Source organism: Aeromicrobium alkaliterrae (assembly GCF_039529015.1).
Lineage (GTDB): Bacteria > Actinomycetota > Actinomycetes > Propionibacteriales > Nocardioidaceae > Aeromicrobium > Aeromicrobium alkaliterrae.
Genome location: NZ_BAAAME010000004.1, coordinates 499,754 through 515,874 on the forward strand (window position 1 = coordinate 499,754; position 16,121 = coordinate 515,874).

A 16,121-nucleotide genomic window follows, 5' to 3' on the forward strand; every position below is an offset into this window, starting at 1 on the left:
GGCGGGCCCGTTTCTCGGGTCCGCCCCTGCGGCGTTGCCGTGCTCGATGGCGTCAGCTCGCGTGCACGGCCGACCAGAACGCCTCGAGGTAGTCGGCACCGGACGACCCGCCCATGCCGTGCTGGGTCAGCAGCACCGCGCCCAGGCCGGCTGCCGGATCGACCCACAACGACGTCCCCGTGCCGCCGTCCCAGCCGAAGCGGCCGGCGTGCGATCCCGGGTAACGCCCCGTGAGGTCGACACCGACCCCATGGCCCCATCCGCGGCCGGGCCCGAGGTCGGCTGCCATCATCGATCGCGCGGCCGGCCCGACCCGGTCGGCCGACAGGTGGGCCAGGCCCGCGGGCGACAGGACGTGCCCGACGCTCCCGTCGCCGCCGTCGAGCAGCATCGCTGCGAACACCGCCAGGTCGGCCGCCGTGGAGTGCAGGCCCGTCGCGCCGGAGCGGAACGTCGCCCGCTCGAGCAGCACCGGGTCGGCCGCCGGCGAGACCTCCGTGCGATCGCCCGTGGAGTCCGGGAAGTACTGGGCGGGCACCCGCGGGAGCTGGTCGACGGTGACGTGCCATCCCGTCTCGCCCATCCCGAGCGGGTGGAGCAGCCGGGTCGGGAGGAGGTCGTCGAGCCGGGCGCCGGACGCCCGCTCCAGCACGATCGCGAGCAGGTCGAACGACATCTGGTAGAGCCAGCCCTCCCCCGGCTGGTGGGCCATCGGCGTGACGGCGAGCTGGGCGAGCCAGGCGTCCGGGTCGAGGACGGGAGGAAGCCACGTCGACTCGAGCTGGCGGTCGGCCTGCGCCTGCTGCAGCGGCGTGCCCTCCAGCACGGGGCTCCAGCCGAGCCCGGCGCCCATCTCGAGCACGTCGGCCACGGTCAAGGGACGGTGCGGCGGCAGGACGTCGTCCAGCTCGGCGCCCGGGGAGGTGAGGACCTGGCGGTCGGCGAGCTCGGGCAGCCAGCGCTCGACAGGATCCGTCAGGCTCAGCACGCCGTCCTCCACCAGCGCAGCAGCCAGGACGCCCAAGATCGGCTTGGTCACCGAGGCGATGCGGAAGATCGTGTCGTCGGCGTAGACGCCCGCCGACTCGACGTGCACCTGCCGCTCGTCACCGAATCCCCGGACGAGGGCCCACGTCGCCCCCGGGAGGTCACCGTCGTCGATCAGCTGCGTGAGGGCGGCGCGCACCCGGTGCTGGAGGTCGGTCATGTCCTCATGGTGACAGCGACTTGACCCGCCCGCCCGGGACGAGCAGGCTCGTCGGGTGGACGCCGACGACCCTCGTGACCTGGTGGGCACCTGGCAGCTCACCCGCCGCGTCGACGACCGCCTCGGACCGGTCCGTCACGTCACCGGCACCAGCGAGCTGAGCCTGATCGACGACGGCCGGGTGCGGTGGAGCGAGTCCGGCACGATGACGTGGGACGGTGGTTCGACGCCGTTCACCCGCACGCTCTTCGTCGAGCTCCGGGAGGACGGGTGGTGGGTCACGTTCGACGACGGCCGCGACTTCCACCCCTGGGACACCGACTCCCCCGTCGTGCACCCGTGCGGCGCGGACCTCTACGAGGGGCGGATCGAGCCGAAGGGCCCCGACGCGTGGTCCGTCGTCTGGAACGTCACCGGCCCCGCGAAGGACTACACGATGACCTCCCACCTCACCCGCTGACCGAACGACCGCTCGCGAGTGGATTCCCGCCCCACGGCGAGTGAGTTCCCGCCCCGCGGCGAGTGGATTCCCGCCCCGTCGCGAGTGAGTTCCCGCCCCGCGGCGAGTGAGTTTCCGCCCTGCTCCGCTGACGCGTCGGCCTCGGTAACGTGAGGACATGGGCCCACTAGTGGACCGGGATCGAACGGTCGCCGAGCTCCTGAGACTCCTGCAGGGCGTGGTCGCCGGACAGCGCGCCCTCGTGGCGATCGACGGGTTCGACGGAGCCGGCAAGACCTGCCTCTCGCACGAGTTGAACCGCGCCGCGGGCCGTGACCACCGACCGATGGTCTCCGTGAGCATCGACGGGTTCCACCACGCAAAGGCGGAACGCGTCGCTGCCGGCACAGGTCCGGACGGTTTCTACCGGGGTTCCTACCGCTACGACGAGTTCCGGCGATGTGTCGTCGAGCCCGTGCGATCCGGGCAGCCGATCACACCGGCCGTGTGGGACGTCGCGCGCGACGAGCCTCTCGACGCACCGCCGGTGACCGTGCCGTCCGACGCCATCGTCGTGGTCGACGGGATCTTTCTCCAACGCCCCGAGCTGGCCGACGTCTGGGATGCCACGGTCTGGGTCGATGTCCCGTTCTCCGTCAGCATCCCTCGGGGCAATGCGCGGTTCCCGGGCCCGACCGACGACGACCCGGACGCAGACGTCAACCACCGATACGTGGGTGGACAGCGTCTCTATCTGGCAGAGGCCGCACCGCGCGAACAGAGCACGTGGATCTTCGACAACACCGTTCTCGATCGCCCGCGTCTCGTCGCCCCTGATCGACGTCACACCTGAGAGTGCTGGTCGGAGTCTGCTGCGTCGGGGCGGGAATCCACTCGCGGCAGGGCGGGAACTCACTCGCGAAGGGGCGGGAATCCACTCGCGAGCGGTCGTCCGTCAGGGGAGGCGGTGGGCGAGGGTGAGGGCGAAGTCGCCGTCGGTCCACTGGTGGGCCGGGTCGGCGGAGAACCCTGCGGCGGCGAGCTCGTCGCGGAGGTTCTCGGGGCGGAACTTGGTGGAGATCTCGACCCGGATCTCCTCGCCGGCCGCGATGTCGACGACGAGGTCGGCGCCCGGCAGCGTGACCCGCTGCGGCGTCTCGGCGCGCAACCGCATGTCGATGCGCTCCATCGCCGGATCCCAGAAGGGGACGTAGACGAAGGCGTCGAGGTCGAAGTCGGCGCCGAGCTCGCGGTTCAGGACCGTCAGGCTGTTGAGGATGAACTCCGCCGTGACCCCGGCCGAGTCGTGGTAGGCCGCGACCAGGCGGTCGGCGTCCTTGACGACGTCGGTGCCGAGCAGCAGCGCGTCGCCCGGATCGAGGGAGTCGGCCAGGGCACCGAGGAACGCCGCCCGCTCCTCGACGTAGAAGTTGCCGATCGTGCCGCCGAGGAAGGCGACGAGCTTGCGGTCGCCCGTGGGCAGGTGGCCCAGGTGCAGGGTGAAGTCGCCGACGAGCGGCTCGACCGCCAGCTCGGGGTACCGCTGCGCCAGCATAAGCGCCGCCGAGCGGAGAGTGGCCTCGCTGACGTCGACCGGGACGAACCGCCGCAGCGAGCCGGCCGCCGTGAACGCGTCGAGCAGGGTGCGGGTCTTGTCGCTGGTGCCGCTGCCGAGCTCGACCACCGTGGTGGCACCGGACACCCGGGCGATCGCGGCGGCGTGCTCGACGAGCAGGCGCCGCTCGGCCTCGGTCGGGTAGTACTCGGGCAGGCGGGTGATCTGGTCGAAGAGCTCCGAGCCACGGTCGTCGTACAGCCACTTGGGCGGCAGCGTGCGCGGCGCGGAGCCCAGGCCCCTGCGCACGTCGGCCACGAGGCTGCCCGCAGCGCGCTCCGGGTCGAGGACCACGCGGACGACCGGCTCGGGCCGGCCGGTCACGCGGGTGCCCCGCCGTCGGCCAGGCGGACTCCGGTCATCGGCCAGCGCGCCGAGGCCGGGAAGAAGTTGCGGTAGGTGTGGCGGGCGTGACCCGGCGGCGTGAGGGCGGACCCGCCCCGCAGCACCATCTGCCCCGACATGAACTTGCCGTTGTACTCGCCGATGGCACCGTGCGGCGCCGAGAAGCCGGGGTACGGCAGGTAGGCCGACGAGGTCCACTGCCAGCAGTCGCCCTGCACCTGCCGCAGGTGGCCGGTGGCAGGCCCGGCGGACCGGGCGTGGAGCGCCGGGGCGTCGGTCGTGGCGTGGGCCTGGCCGTCGGCCTCGACCGCGTGCTCCCACTCCGGCTCGGTGGGCAGCCGCATGCCGCGCCAGGTGGCGTAGGCGTCGGCCTCGTAGTGGCTGACGTGGGTGACGGGCAGCCCCGGGTCGACCGGATGCGTGCCGTGCAGCGTGTGCTCGGACCACGTGCCGTCGTCGTCACGCCAGTAGAACGGCGATCGCCACTGCTCGGCCTTGACCTTGGCCCAGCCGTCGGACAGCCAGAGCTCGTGGCGCTGGTACCCGCCGTCGGCCATGAACTCCATCCACTCGCCGTTGGTGACGAGCCGGTCGGCGACGCGGTACGGCTCGAGCCACGCGCGGTGGCGCGGGAGCTCGTTGTCGAAGCTGAAGCCGGCGCCCTCGTGGCCGACCTCGACGAGACCGCCCTCGACGTCGACCCATCCCATCGTGTCGGGCTCGGAGCGCGGAGAAGGCGTGCCGGCGTACACCGGGCGCAGCGGGTTGACCGAGAGCACGTGCTTGATGTCCATCAGCAGCAGCTCCTGGTGCTGCTGCTCGTGGTGGAAGCCGAGCTCGATCGTGGACCCGAGCTTGTCGAGCGTGCCACCGTCGACCTGCGTGATGAGCTCACGCACCCGGGCGTCGACGTTCTGCCGGTACAGGCCGACGTCGTGCGCACCCGGCCTAGTGATGAAGCCGCGGTCGGCGCGGGTGTACCGCGGGCCGACGGCCTCGTAGTAGCTGTTGAACAGGAACCAGTACTGGTCCTGGAAGGGCGCGAAGTCGGGCTCGACCTCCGAGAGCAGGAACGTCTCGAAGAACCACGTCACGTGCGCCCGGTGCCACTTGGTGGGCGAGACGTCGGGCATGGACTGGACCGTCTGGTCCTCCGGCGACAGGGGCTCGGCCAGCGACTCGGTGTGCGCACGCACCTGCTCGAAGCGTGCCTCCAGTCGTGCCGGGTCCCACCGTGGTTCGGCCATGCTCGACTCCTCGCCTCGCGTCGAGGTCAACGATAGGCACGACCACTGACAGGCGCACGGCACGCACGGCCTCCCGAGCAGATGTTCACCCAGTTCTCACGTGCGGTGGCCCGAGCACGTGCCACGATGCCGCATGACGTCCTCGCCACCTCCGCCCCCCGAGCAGCAGCCGCAGCCGTTCCAGGACCCGTCGCAGGCACCCCGGCCCTTCTTCACCCACCCACCGTCATCGGGCCCGATCATGCCCGGCTGGGCCTGGGCGCTCGTCGTGGTCTTCGGTGCGGTGCTCCCGGCCGTCGCCGGGATCGTCTTCTTCGTCATCGGCTGGAACAGCGGGTACTGATTCCTGCCGGCGCGTGCGCCAGCACCCGGCCTCGACCGACGTCAGGCGTCCTCGAGGTCGCGACCCAGCGAGAAGTCGAGCTCGGCCGTGATGCGCGTGCCCGCCGCGGTGTCGACGGTCCAGCGATCGCACAGGATGTCGACCATCGCGAGGCCTCGTCCGCGGATGCTCGAGTCGGTGAACTCCAGCGGCCGCAGCTCGCGAACGTCACCGCCGTCGCAGACGCTGATGCGGATGTGGTCGGCGAGGACGCACCACCCGATCTCGATCGTGTCCGGGCGGCTCGGCCTGCCGTGCTCGATGGCGTTGGCGACCAGCTCGGTGAGCACCAGCTGCGCATCCGTGATCACCGTCTCGCGCACGCCAGCGGCCGTGAGCTCGTCGACCATCTGCTGACGGGCGGCCCGGGGCGCGGTCACGTCGAACGGCAGGTGCACGGTCGTGCAGGGATCGTCGTCGACGTGCGTCCAGAACCGGCTCACACGTCGAGAATAAGCCGTCGCGATCCCGCTTGCTCACCGAAGAAGAGAACTCGGAGGCACCGGATCCGGCACGCGTCCTGAGCACCCGATCCTCCCCGTGCGAGCGTCGGAGGGATGTCTTAAAGTGCCGCTTCATGAACGACTTCACGGACCGCTTCGGTGACGTCCCACGGGGCCTCAGCGGCGCGGGAACCCTCGAGGAGACGATGGAGTACGCGGTGCAGGCCGCGACCCACCTGATCGCGGGTTGCGAGTGCGCCGAGATCTCCGTCGTGCAGGGCAAGAAGACCTTCACGACCGTGGCCGCCACCAGCGACGCGGTCCGGCAAAGCGTCGACCTGCAGCGGGACCTGGACGAGGGCCCGATCCTCGACGCCCTGGGCGACACCGAGATGATCTACGTCGCCGACCTGAGCAGTGACGAGCGGTGGCCGCGGTGGGGCCCCAAGACCTACGACCTCGAGCTGCGCAGCATGATCGGCATCCAGCTCTACGTCGGACGCCGCACCTACGGCACGATGGGCTTCTACTCCGAGAACGTCGACGGCTTCAGCCCGATCGACCGTGACGACGCCTTCGGCTTCGCGTCGCAGGTCTCCGCCGCGATCGCCTCGGTGAAGCAGACCGAGAGCCTGGAGGCTGCGCTCGCGAACCGCCTGGTCATCGGCCAGGCGCAGGGGCGCCTCATGCAGCGCTACGGCGTCACCGCCGACCAGGCCTTCGCCGTGCTGGCTCGCACCTCGCAGGACGCCAACCGCAAGCTGGTCGAGATCTGCCGCGACATCGTCACGCGGGGCCCTGAGACGCTCAACGGGGTGTGACGTCCCCGCGACGCGGAGCCCCCGACAGGAGTCGAACCCGCGACATCTTCTTGACAAGAGAAGCACCCTTGCGACGGAGCCCCCGACAGGAGTCGAACCCGCGACATCTTCTTTACAAGAGAAGCGCTCTACCAACTGAGCTACAGGGGCGCGTGGTCAAGACCACCCACGACATCGTAGCCGTGGGCATACTGAGGCGATGACCGACGCCGCCCACCTGCCCCCTGCTGATCTGCTCTGGGCGACGCGCGACCTGCCGGCCCCGCTGGCCCTGCTCGACGGCGTGGCGCTGGAGGCCAACCTCGCCGACCTGGCCCGCCGCGCCGACGGCGTGCCGATCCGCGTCGCCACCAAGTCCGTCCGCGTCCGCTCCGTCATCGACCGGGCCCTGGCCGACCCGGCGTTCCGCGGCCTGATGACGTACTCGCTGGCCGAGAGCGTCTGGCTCGCCGACCTGGGCCACGACGACATCCTGCTGGCCTACCCCACCGTGAACGCCCCCGCACTGCGCGACCTCGCCGCCGAGCAGCACCGCCTCGACGCGATCACGGTCATGGTCGACTCGCTGGACTCCCTCGACGCGATCGACGGGGTGCTGGGCGTGCGCCACCCGACCGTGAAGGTCTGCCTGGACGTCGACGCCTCGCTGCGGCTCGGACCGATCCACCTCGGTGTGCGCCGCTCCCCCGTCCACAGCGTGAAGGACGCCCGCCGCCTGGCCGAGGCGATCGCGCGGCGTCCCGGGTTCGACCTCGCCGGCGTGATGTTCTACGACGCCCAGATCGCGGGCCTGCCGGACAGCTCGCCGGCCGTCCGCCTGGTCAAGAAGCGGTCGGCCGCCGAGCTGGCCGAACGGCGTTCCCTGGTCGTCGCCGCCGTCGGCGCGGTCACCGACCTGCGACTCGTCAACGCCGGCGGCACGGGCAGCCTCGAGGTGACCGGCGCCGATCCGTCGATCACCGAGCTCACGGCCGGGTCGGGGATGTTCTGTCCGACCCTCTTCGACGGCTACGACGCGTTCGAGGCCCGACCTGCCGCCTTCTTCGCCCTCGACGTCGTCCGCCGGCCGGCCCGCGGGATCGCGACGTGCTTCAGCGGCGGCTACGTCGCGTCCGGCCCTGCCGGCGACTCCCGCGTGCCGACCCCGGTCTTCCCCGAGGGCCTCTCGCTGATCGGCACCGAGGGCACCGGCGAGGTCCAGACACCGGTCACGGGCCACGCCGCCCGCCAGCTCCGTCCGGGCGACCGAGTGCTGTTCCGTCACGCGAAGGCCGGCGAGATGTGCGAGCGGTTCGATACCGTCGCCGTCGTCGACGCGCCGGGCCGCGGCAAGGTCGAGACCCACCCCACCTACCGCGGCGAGGGGAAGAACTTCGGATGACCACCACCTGGAGCAACTGGGCCGGGAACGTCCGCAGCTCGCCCGTGGCCCTCGAGCACCCCGCCTCGACCGCCGAGGTCCAGGCGATCGTGGCTCGCGCGGCCCGCGAGGGCGTCACGGTCAAGGCGCACGGCGCCGGCCACTCGTTCACGCCGATCGCGGCGACCGACGGGATCTGCCTCAGCCTGTCCCGGATGAACCGGGTGCTCGACCACGACACGACCACGGGCCTGGTGCGGGTGCAGGCCGGCATCTCGCTGCACGAGCTCAACCCGCAGCTGAAGGCGCTGGGGCTCGCGCTGCCCAACCTGGGCGACGTGGACCCGCAGTCGGTCGCCGGAGCGATCTCGACCGGCACGCACGGCACCGGCGGGCGCCTGCACGGCATCGCGGCGGCCGTCGACGCGGTGCAGCTGGTCACGGGCGACGGAGAGGTGCTCGAGGTCGGCGCCGACCACCCCTGGGCCCGCGCCGTGCCGGTGGGTCTCGGGGCGCTCGGCATCGTCACCGAGGTCACGCTCCGCTGCGTCCCGGCGTTCCTGCTGGAGGCCCGCGAGGAGCCCGCCGAGCTGCCCGACCTCGTCGGCCGCCTCGACGAGCTGGCCGACGACTACGACCACGCCGAGTTCTACTGGTTCCCGCACACCGAGAAGGCCCTGCTCAAGCGGAACGCCCGGGTCCCCGGGGGCACCGCGCCCCGTCCGCTGGGCCGGTTCCGGCACTGGTGGGACGACGAGCTGCTGTCGAACACGGTCTATGAGCGAGTGCAGCGCGTCGCGGCTCGCCGTCCGTCGGTGATCCCTCGCGTCAACGCGATCTCGGGCTCGATGCTGGGCGCCCGCACCTACGTCTCGGACTCCTACGACGTCTTCGTCTCACCCCGGCGCGTCCGCTTCCGTGAGTCGGAGTTCGCCGTGCCCCGCGCTGCGCTGCCCGCGGTCATCGAGGAGCTGCAGGCCTGGTTCACGGCCCGCCATGAGCTCGTCTCGTTCCCGATCGAGGTCCGCTTCACGGCGGCCGACGACGTCTGGCTGTCGACCGGACACGAGCGCGACAACGCCTACGTCGCGGTGCACCAGTACCACCGCACCGATCCGACGACGTACTTCGCCGCGGCGCAGGACATCTTCACGGCCCACGAGGGACGCCCCCACTGGGGAAAGATGCACACCCTCGGGGCCGACTACTTCGCGACGCGGTACCGCCGCTTCGGGGAGTTCCTCGCGATCCGCGAGGAGCTCGACGCGAAGCGGCGGTTCACCAACGCCTACCTGAGGCAGGTGCTGGGCAGCTGACTCGTCAGTGGTCGTGGCCGGCGTGGTCGGCGTTGACGACCACCAGGCGACCCGGCTCACCGTCGACCTCGACGGTCTCCAGCGCGCTCGTCGCGAGGTCGAGCGTGTGGATCGCTCCGGCCTGCGGGTCGGTGATCCAGACGGTGTCACCGGCGACCGCGAGGTACGGACGCGGCTCCTGCCAGTCGTCGGTCTTCTCCCACTCGGCGATCGCGGGCACCGTCGTGACCTCGCCGGTCGTCAGGTCGACGACCCGCAGCGCACCGTCGGTACCGATGACGATCGCGCGTCCCTCGCTCACCACGAGGTTGCTGAACGGCGCGCCCAGCTCGACGGCGCGCGACGTGCCTGCGGCCGTGTCGTAGAGCGCGAGCTGCGAGGCGAGCTCGGGCTGGTCCTCGGCCGACAGGGCGCCGGCCACGACCGTGCTCTCGTGGTCCGAGGCGAGCGTCCCGGTGCCGGCCCCCTCGACGGGCGACGGGATGGAACGAGCCTGGCCACCGTCGACGACGAGGATGCCCGTGCCGCAGCCGAAGGCGTAGCCCGTCTCACCGACGTGACTCTCGCCGTGCAGGCCGGGGCAGGTCTCGAACCGGTTGATCTCGGCGCCGGTCGCGTCGAGCACCGCCACGCCGGTGGCCTCGCCGTCGGCCGAGACCGTCGCGAGGAAGCCGCCGTCAGCGGTCGGCACGGCCACGCCGTGGTGCGGCTCGCCGATCTCGAACAGCTGGGGCTCGACCTTGCCACCCTCGAGCTCGTCGTGGTCCAGCACACCGAAGGCGCCGAGATCGTCGTACCAGATCACGCTGCGCTCGTCGTCGCTCACGGCGTGGTACGAGAGGTGGTCGAGCTCCAGCGCGGTCTCGCTCGGGTCGAGCGTGAAGGAGTGGCCGTGGTCGCCGTGCGCCTCGGTCCAGGTGCCGGAGTCGATCAGGCCGATCGTCTCGTCGTTGTGGGCGAGGGTGAAGACGTGACGCCCGTCGGCGGCGGTCTGGACGTAGGGCGCCGAGGTCGTCTCGATGCTGCCCTTGGACTCGATGGTGGTGGCGTCGAAGACCTCGACGTGGTCCTCGTAGGCCACGACCAGGCGGGGCTCGGCGTGGTCGACCTCGACCGGCTCGGCGGCCGCCTCGGTCGCCTCGTTGGTGTCGGTGTCGGCGCCACAGGCGGCCAGGCCGAGCGCCAGGGCGCCGAGCACGGCCGCGTGGCGGCGGCGCAGGGGGTTGCGGGAAGCAGGAAGGTTCATGGGCGTTACCCCATCACTTCCTGAGAACGATTGTCAATTCCATCTATGGCGACCTGTGGATCGTGACATGCCGGTGATCGGTGTGGCAAGATAACTTGCAGCGGTGCGCAGCGAGCCCATCATCCTCGAGTCCGCGCATCGTCGCGGCGTCTCCGAGGAGGACATGCTCCATGCGCTCCGGTGGCCCGTGCTCAACCTCCAGCAGGCCGACGACATGACCATGGTCATCGGACCGGCGACGGACGGAACATTGATCGAGGTGGGGCTGGTCCACTGGCACGAGGCACTCGTCATCGCTCATGCGATGCGTCCAGCACGAGACAAGTACGCGAGGTGAGATGCATGCCGAAGTCGTTGAAAGAACTGATCGACAACGCTGACAAGTACGCCGATGCGTTCGAAGCGTACGAGCCGACCGGGGGCGAGGAACAGCGCCTCTCCCCCGAGCTCGCACTCCAGCTCGCAGTCTTCCGCCGAGCCCAGGCCGAGAAGGATGTCGCAGCGGCAGTCGAGGCCGCGCGAGCCGTCGATCTCTCCTGGGCGAAGATCGGTGTCACGCTCGGCACGAGCGGGGAAGCAGCACGACAGCGCTACTCCAGCGTCTGAGGTCTGGTCAGGCGTCGAGCTGCTGCGCTCCCAGTCGCTCGAGGAGGGCCGACGAGAAGCCCTTCCCCATCGACGCCAGGACGCCCTGCATCGACGTCGTGACGGCGGGCTTGGTCAGCCGCGGCAGCGGAAGGTCGACCCGCACCGTGAGGTCGATCTTCAGGTGCGTCCCCTGATCGACCTCGTCGAGCAGGTAGACGCCCTCCACGCCCGAGCGCTCGCGGCGCCCCTCCGGCGGGTCGTGCACGAACTCGATGCGGTGGGGCTCGTCGGTCACGAGCCGCACCGTGAACGCCGGGGCGATGCTGACGCCGAGGCCGGGGATCGTCTGGAGCTGCCAGCGCCAGTGCTCACCATCGACCTCGATGCGCTCCACGAGCGGGGTCAGGTCGGCGATCGCGGCCGGATCGACCAGCACGTCCCACACGGCAGCGCGGTCGGCCGTCACGACGGCCTCGGAGGTCCTGCTCGTCTCGAACCAGGTCATGCACCCATCCTGCGGGCGCGCGGCGTGGACCGCGCGCCGACGCAGGACGGCTCAGCGCTGCTGGGAGATCGCGTAGAGCGCGATGCCCGCAGCCACACCTGCGTTGAGGGACTCCAGGTCGGAGGCCATCGGGATGCTGACGAGCTGGTCGCAGTTCTCGGCCACGAGGCGCGAGATGCCCTTGCCCTCGCTGCCGATCACGACCACGAGCGGCCCGTCGGCGAGCTGGAGGTCGGGCAGCGAGACGTCGCCGTCGGCGGCCAGGCCGATGACCATGAGGCCCGCCTCCTGGTACGCCTTGATCTGGCGGGTCAGGTTGGTCGCCCGCGCCACCCGCACGCGTGCAGCAGCGCCCGCCGAGGTCTTCCAGGCCGAGGCCGTCATCTGGGCCGAGCGACGCTCCGGGATGACCACGCCGTGCGCACCGAAGCCCGAGGCCGAGCGCACGACTGCGCCCAGGTTGCGGGGGTCGGTGACGCCGTCCAGCACGATCACGAGCGGGTCCTCGCCGCGCTCGGCGGCCAGGTCCAGCAGGTCGTCGGGGTGGGCGTACTCGTACGCGTTGAGCTTGGCCGTGATGCCCTGGTGCACCGCACCGTTGGTGAGCCGGTCGATCTCGGGGCGGGTGATCTCCAGGAGCGGCACGTGCTGCTCGGAGGAGAGGCGGAAGATCTCGCGCAGCCGCTCGTCGCGCTCGACGCCGTCGGCGACGTAGAGCCCGGAGACCGGGACCTTCGCACGCAGCAGCTCGAGCACGGAGTTGCGGCCGGCGACCCACTCGGGCCCGCCGTCGGTGGCCTTGCGCTTGGGCCGCGCGGCCTGGCGCTTGTCGACCGCCTTCGCGATCTTGTAGGCCTTGTGGTTCGGGCGCTCCTCCGCACGCGGCGTCGGACCCTTGCCCTCCAGGCCCTGGCGGCGCCTGCCGCCCGATCCGGCAGTGGGGTTGCCCTTGCCGGACTTCTTGACCGCCCCTCGGCGCTGGCTGTTCCCTGGCATCAGAGTCCCTTCACGGACCACCGCGGGCCGTGCGGCGTGTCCTCGATCTCGATCCCGGCGGCCATGAGCTGGTCGCGCACGCGGTCGGCCGCCGCGAAGTCCTTGTCAGCGCGCGCCGTCGCGCGCTGCCCGAGCAGGTCGCCGATCAGGCTGTCGAGCGCCGCGTCGGTGCCGGAGGCGTTCTGCTGCCCGGCCCAGACCGGCGAGAGCGGGTCGACGCCGAGCACGTCCAGCATGCCTCGCACCTCGGCGAGCGTGGCGGCCAGGCCGGACTCATTGCCGGAGTTGAGCTGTCCGTTGCCGCGGTGGATCACGCCGTTCAGCGCCGCGAGCGCGGCCGGCACCGAGAGGTCGTCGTCCATCGCCGCGGCGAACTCCGCCGGGACGTCGCCGGGCTCGCCCGGGCCCACCAGCTCAGCGGCGCGCGTGACGAAGCCGGCGATGCGCTCGAACGCGACCGCCGTCTCGGCGAGCGCCTCCTCGGAGTACTCGATGATCGAGCGGTAGTGGGCCGCGAGCAGGTAGTAGCGCACCGCGATCGCGGGGAAGCGCTTGACGACCTCGCTGACCGCGAGGGTGTTGCCGACGCTCTTGGACATCTTCGCGCCGCCGAGGTTCAGCATCGCGTTGTGCATCCAGCGACGCGCGAACGCCTGGCCGGCCGCGGTGGACTGGGCCAGCTCGTTCTCGTGGTGCGGGAAGCGCAGGTCGAGGCCGCCACCGTGGATGTCGAACTCGTGGCCGAGGTACTTCGCGGCCATCGCCGAGCACTCCAGGTGCCATCCGGGCCGACCGCGACCCCACGGGGTGGGCCACGAGGCCGACTCCGGGTCGCCGGGCTTGTGGCCCTTCCAGAGCGCGAAGTCGCGGGCGTCGCGCTTGCCCTCCGGCGGCGCGTCCTCGGCCGCCTGCATGTCGTCGACCTTCTGGTTGCTGAGCTCGCCGTAGGCGGGCCAGGAGCGCACGTCGAAGTAGACGTCGCCCGAGTCGTCGTCGGCCGGGTAGGCGTGGCCGCGCTCGATCAGGGTCTGCATCATCTCGATCATCTCGGGCACGTGGCCCGTGGCGCGCGGCTCGTAGGTGGGCGGCGTGCAGCCCAGCACCTCGTAGGCGGCGTGCAGCGCCCGCTCGTTCTCGTAGGCGACCGCGTACCAGGGACGACCCTGCTCGGCGCCCTTGGCGATGATCTTGTCGTCGATGTCGGTCACGTTCGCGACGATCGAGACCTCGTAGCCGGCCCGCTCGAGCCAGCGCCGCAGGACGTCGAAGACGACCTCCTTGCGGATGTGCCCCAGGTGCGGCGGACCCTGCACCGTCAGGCCGCAGTGATAGATGCTGACGCGTCCTGGGACCACCGGCACGAGGTCGGTGGTCTGCCGACTGGCGGAGTCGTAGAGGCGTACGGGCATTGCCCCAGCCTATCGGCCCCGGCGGCCCGGCCCGGCCAGCCCGGCCAGCGGCGCCGGTGCGGCATGATCGAGCCATGAGAACCGGGATCGGCACCGACGTGCACCGGCTCGTCGACGGGCGGCCCTTGTGGGTCGCCGGACTGCACTGGGCGGACGCCGATCAGGGCCTCGACGGGCACTCCGACGGCGACTGCGCGGCCCACGCGATGGTCGACGCGCTGCTGAGTGCGGCGGGCCTGGGCGACATCGGCTCGGTGTTCGGCGTCGACGACCCGCGCCGGGCCGGCGCGTCCGGGGTCGAGTTCCTCACCGAGGCGGCCGCCCGCGTGCGTGCCGCGGGTTTCGAGATCGCCAACGTCGCCGTCCAGGTCATCGGCAACGCGCCGCGCGTCGGCACGCGGCGGGCCGAGGCGCAGGAGGTGCTAGGCACCGCGATCGGGGCCCCGGTGAGCGTCTCGGGCACCACGACCGACGGGCTCGGGCTCACCGGTCGCGGCGAGGGCGTCGCGGCGATCGCGACCGCCCTGCTGCTCGACGCCTGAGGTGGCGGGACGCGGTCTGAGGGTTGAGGGGTCGGGAAGGCCGTTTTCCCTCAGGTTCGGTCGAACAGCGGCATGGACCAGCACGGTTCGCCCAGGCCGACCGTCAGGTGACCGCTGACGTCGGAAGTCGAGGGATTGCGGTTGCCGGAGCGACCACAAACCCCCGAACTCCGTCGGCCAGCGACGAAGGTCGAGGGGTCGCGGTTGCTGGAGCGACCACAAACCCCCGAATTGCGTGGAGCCGCGGCCAGGCCGCTGGTCCATGCCTGCTTGTCGCGAGCCACGACTCTAGGCCGAACACCCCCACCAACGACTCGACCACCGGCGGCGAACCGCGCGGTGGTCGAGTGGTGCTGTGAGGCAGATCAGCTGGCGAGGACCTCGTCGAGGCGGGCCTCGGCCTTGTCCTCGTTGGTGTTCTCGGCGAGCGCGAGCTCGGAGACCAGGATCTGACGGGCCTTGGCGAGCATGCGCTTCTCGCCCGCGGAGAGGCCACGGTCGTTGCCACGGCGCCAGAGGTCGCGGACGACCTCGGAGACCTTCATGACGTCGCCGGAGTGCAGCTTCTCCAGGTTGGCCTTGTAGCGGCGCGACCAGTTCGTCGGCTCCTCGACGTGCTCGGCACGCAGCACGCTGAAGACCTTCTCGAGACCGTCGGCATCGACGACGTCACGCACCCCGACCAGGTCGAGGTTGCAGGCGGGGACGCGAACGACGAGGTCGTTCTGCGCAATGATGCGCAGCACCAGGTAGTCGCGGTCCTCCCCCTTGATCTTTCGGGTCTCGATGTCTTCGATGACTGCCGCCCCGTGATTGGGGTAGACAACCGTTTCGCCGACCGTAAAAGTCATGGAGGACGCACCTTTCCTAGAGAACCCACTTTACCACGGGGTACTCAGGTCGCTCTTGGCCGTTTTTCATGACGGACGCCGCGCATCCCGCGCGCTCGGCGGTCGGTGGGCGGCCGGTCACCTCTCTTCGCTAGGATCGGCCCCGTTGCCCGCCCCCCGCGAAAGGCCCTCGCCGTGCGTCTCGATCGCCACCGCCGACCTCTCACCGCGACCGCCGTCGTGGCGCTCGTCCTGACCGCGGGTGCCTGCGGCACCAGCTTCAACGCCCAGACCAACCAGCAGTACCAGGCCAGCATCGGCGCGGACGACCGCGACGCCGACGTCCAGGTGCTCGGCGGCCTGCTCGTCACGGGCGAGAACGGCAGCGCCACCCTGTCGGCCACCCTCATCAACACGACCGACACCGACCAGCGACTCACGTCGGTCACGCTCGTGAGCAGCGACGGCATCGAGCTGGCCGTCGCGAGCAGCGACTCCGACGACCTGGTCATCGCGCCCGGCGAGGCCCGCACCCTGGGCCTGGTCGACGACGAGACGCAGCGTCTCCCCAGCAAGATCTACACGGTGTTCGGCATCGAGCCGGTCGGGCTGTACTACACGCTCACGCTGACCTTCGCCGACGCTGGCGAGATCGCGATCAACATCCCGTCGGTCGCGCGCAACGAGATCTACGCCGACGTGGCCCTGCCGCCCGGCGGCGACGCGGCCGAGAACCTCAAGAAGTCCGGCCAGGACGCCATGGACAAGGCCGCCGAGAAGGGCGAGTCCGAGGGCGGTCACTGACCCGCTCCGAACCGACGACGAGGGGC

General features: G+C 71.1%; 19 protein-coding genes and 1 tRNA gene. 10 read left to right on the forward strand and 10 right to left on the reverse strand.

Going from position 1 to position 16,121, the window contains the following annotated elements; genetic code table 11:
• Positions 1–52: 52 nt before the first annotated feature.
• Complete coding sequence (locus ABD127_RS10480) at positions 53–1,207, reverse strand: serine hydrolase domain-containing protein (RefSeq protein ID WP_344200956.1); 1,155 nt, start codon at positions 1,205–1,207, stop codon at positions 53–55.
• Between the two features lie 55 nt (positions 1,208–1,262).
• Here ABD127_RS10480 and ABD127_RS10485 point away from each other — a divergent pair, with 55 nt between their 5' ends.
• Positions 1,263–1,667: a DUF6314 family protein gene (locus tag ABD127_RS10485; RefSeq protein ID WP_344200959.1), complete on the forward strand. Its 405-nt coding sequence runs from the start codon at positions 1,263–1,265 to the stop codon at positions 1,665–1,667.
• Positions 1,668–1,908: 241 nt separating this feature from the next.
• A complete protein-coding gene (locus ABD127_RS10490; RefSeq protein ID WP_344200962.1) occupies positions 1,909–2,499 on the forward strand; it encodes a nucleoside/nucleotide kinase family protein in 591 nt (196 codons plus the stop codon).
• Between the two features lie 102 nt (positions 2,500–2,601).
• Here ABD127_RS10490 and egtD read toward each other — a convergent pair whose 3' ends face one another.
• Together egtD and egtB are read right to left on the reverse strand one after the other, a co-directional pair.
• Positions 2,602–3,585, reverse strand: a complete 984-nt coding sequence (gene egtD / locus ABD127_RS10495) for an L-histidine N(alpha)-methyltransferase (protein WP_344200965.1) — start codon at positions 3,583–3,585, stop codon at positions 2,602–2,604.
• On the reverse strand, positions 3,582–4,853 hold the full coding sequence (gene egtB / locus ABD127_RS10500; protein WP_344200967.1) for an ergothioneine biosynthesis protein EgtB: 1,272 nt from the start codon (positions 4,851–4,853) through the stop codon (positions 3,582–3,584). Before egtB ends, egtD begins: the two co-directional genes overlap by 4 nt.
• 133 nt (positions 4,854–4,986) lie before the next feature.
• On the opposite strand from egtB, the gene ABD127_RS10505 reads away from it, so the two are divergent.
• Entirely contained in the window at positions 4,987–5,196 is a 210-nt protein-coding gene (locus ABD127_RS10505) for a hypothetical protein (protein ID WP_344200970.1), read from the forward strand.
• A 41-nt stretch (positions 5,197–5,237) separates the two neighbouring features.
• Here ABD127_RS10505 and ABD127_RS10510 read toward each other — a convergent pair whose 3' ends face one another.
• Positions 5,238–5,678, reverse strand: coding sequence for an ATP-binding protein (locus ABD127_RS10510; RefSeq protein ID WP_344200972.1), 441 nt, complete (start codon positions 5,676–5,678; stop codon positions 5,238–5,240).
• Between the two features lie 134 nt (positions 5,679–5,812).
• Between ABD127_RS10510 and ABD127_RS10515 the strand changes: the two genes are divergently transcribed.
• Positions 5,813–6,499, forward strand: a complete 687-nt coding sequence (locus tag ABD127_RS10515) for a GAF and ANTAR domain-containing protein (RefSeq protein ID WP_344200975.1) — start codon at positions 5,813–5,815, stop codon at positions 6,497–6,499.
• Between the two features lie 77 nt (positions 6,500–6,576).
• Here the strand turns inward: ABD127_RS10515 and ABD127_RS10520 are convergent.
• Positions 6,577–6,649 (reverse strand) — tRNA-Thr (locus ABD127_RS10520).
• Positions 6,650–6,698: 49 nt separating this feature from the next.
• On the opposite strand from ABD127_RS10520, the gene ABD127_RS10525 reads away from it, so the two are divergent.
• Positions 6,699–7,880, forward strand: a complete 1,182-nt coding sequence (locus ABD127_RS10525; RefSeq protein ID WP_344200978.1) for an alanine racemase — start codon at positions 6,699–6,701, stop codon at positions 7,878–7,880.
• Positions 7,877–9,175, forward strand: a complete 1,299-nt coding sequence (locus ABD127_RS10530; RefSeq protein ID WP_344200981.1) for a D-arabinono-1,4-lactone oxidase — start codon at positions 7,877–7,879, stop codon at positions 9,173–9,175. Before ABD127_RS10525 ends, ABD127_RS10530 begins: the two co-directional genes overlap by 4 nt.
• A gap of 4 nt (positions 9,176–9,179) precedes the next feature.
• On the opposite strand, the gene ABD127_RS10535 is transcribed toward ABD127_RS10530, so the two are convergent.
• Entirely contained in the window at positions 9,180–10,421 is a 1,242-nt protein-coding gene (locus ABD127_RS10535; protein ID WP_344200984.1) for a hypothetical protein, read from the reverse strand.
• A 103-nt stretch (positions 10,422–10,524) separates the two neighbouring features.
• Here ABD127_RS10535 and ABD127_RS10540 point away from each other — a divergent pair, with 103 nt between their 5' ends.
• On the forward strand, positions 10,525–10,758 hold the full coding sequence (locus tag ABD127_RS10540) for a hypothetical protein (RefSeq protein ID WP_344200986.1): 234 nt from the start codon (positions 10,525–10,527) through the stop codon (positions 10,756–10,758).
• A gap of 5 nt (positions 10,759–10,763) precedes the next feature.
• On the forward strand, positions 10,764–11,027 hold the full coding sequence (locus ABD127_RS10545; RefSeq protein WP_344200989.1) for a hypothetical protein: 264 nt from the start codon (positions 10,764–10,766) through the stop codon (positions 11,025–11,027).
• Between the two features lie 7 nt (positions 11,028–11,034).
• On the opposite strand, the gene ABD127_RS10550 is transcribed toward ABD127_RS10545, so the two are convergent.
• The 3 genes from ABD127_RS10550 to cysS are packed head-to-tail and all read right to left on the reverse strand — an operon-like array spanning position 11,035 to position 13,919.
• Positions 11,035–11,514 (reverse strand): SRPBCC family protein, encoded by a 480-nt coding sequence (locus ABD127_RS10550; protein WP_344200991.1) that lies wholly within the window; start codon positions 11,512–11,514, stop codon positions 11,035–11,037.
• 51 nt (positions 11,515–11,565) lie between these two features.
• Complete coding sequence (rlmB, locus tag ABD127_RS10555) at positions 11,566–12,510, reverse strand: 23S rRNA (guanosine(2251)-2'-O)-methyltransferase RlmB (protein ID WP_344200994.1); 945 nt, start codon at positions 12,508–12,510, stop codon at positions 11,566–11,568.
• Complete coding sequence (gene cysS / locus ABD127_RS10560; protein ID WP_344200996.1) at positions 12,510–13,919, reverse strand: cysteine--tRNA ligase; 1,410 nt, start codon at positions 13,917–13,919, stop codon at positions 12,510–12,512. The genes rlmB and cysS overlap by 1 nt, the downstream gene beginning before the upstream one ends.
• A gap of 74 nt (positions 13,920–13,993) precedes the next feature.
• Between cysS and ispF the strand changes: the two genes are divergently transcribed.
• The gene (ispF, locus tag ABD127_RS10565; RefSeq protein WP_344200999.1) at positions 13,994–14,461 is read left to right on the forward strand and encodes a 2-C-methyl-D-erythritol 2,4-cyclodiphosphate synthase; all 468 of its coding nucleotides are present in this window, start codon (positions 13,994–13,996) and stop codon (positions 14,459–14,461) included.
• Positions 14,462–14,826: 365 nt separating this feature from the next.
• On the opposite strand, the gene ABD127_RS10570 is transcribed toward ispF, so the two are convergent.
• Positions 14,827–15,312: a CarD family transcriptional regulator gene (locus ABD127_RS10570; protein WP_229054815.1), complete on the reverse strand. Its 486-nt coding sequence runs from the start codon at positions 15,310–15,312 to the stop codon at positions 14,827–14,829.
• 174 nt (positions 15,313–15,486) lie between these two features.
• Between ABD127_RS10570 and ABD127_RS10575 the strand changes: the two genes are divergently transcribed.
• Positions 15,487–16,095: a hypothetical protein gene (locus ABD127_RS10575; protein WP_344201003.1), complete on the forward strand. Its 609-nt coding sequence runs from the start codon at positions 15,487–15,489 to the stop codon at positions 16,093–16,095.
• Positions 16,096–16,121: the final 26 nt, after the last annotated feature.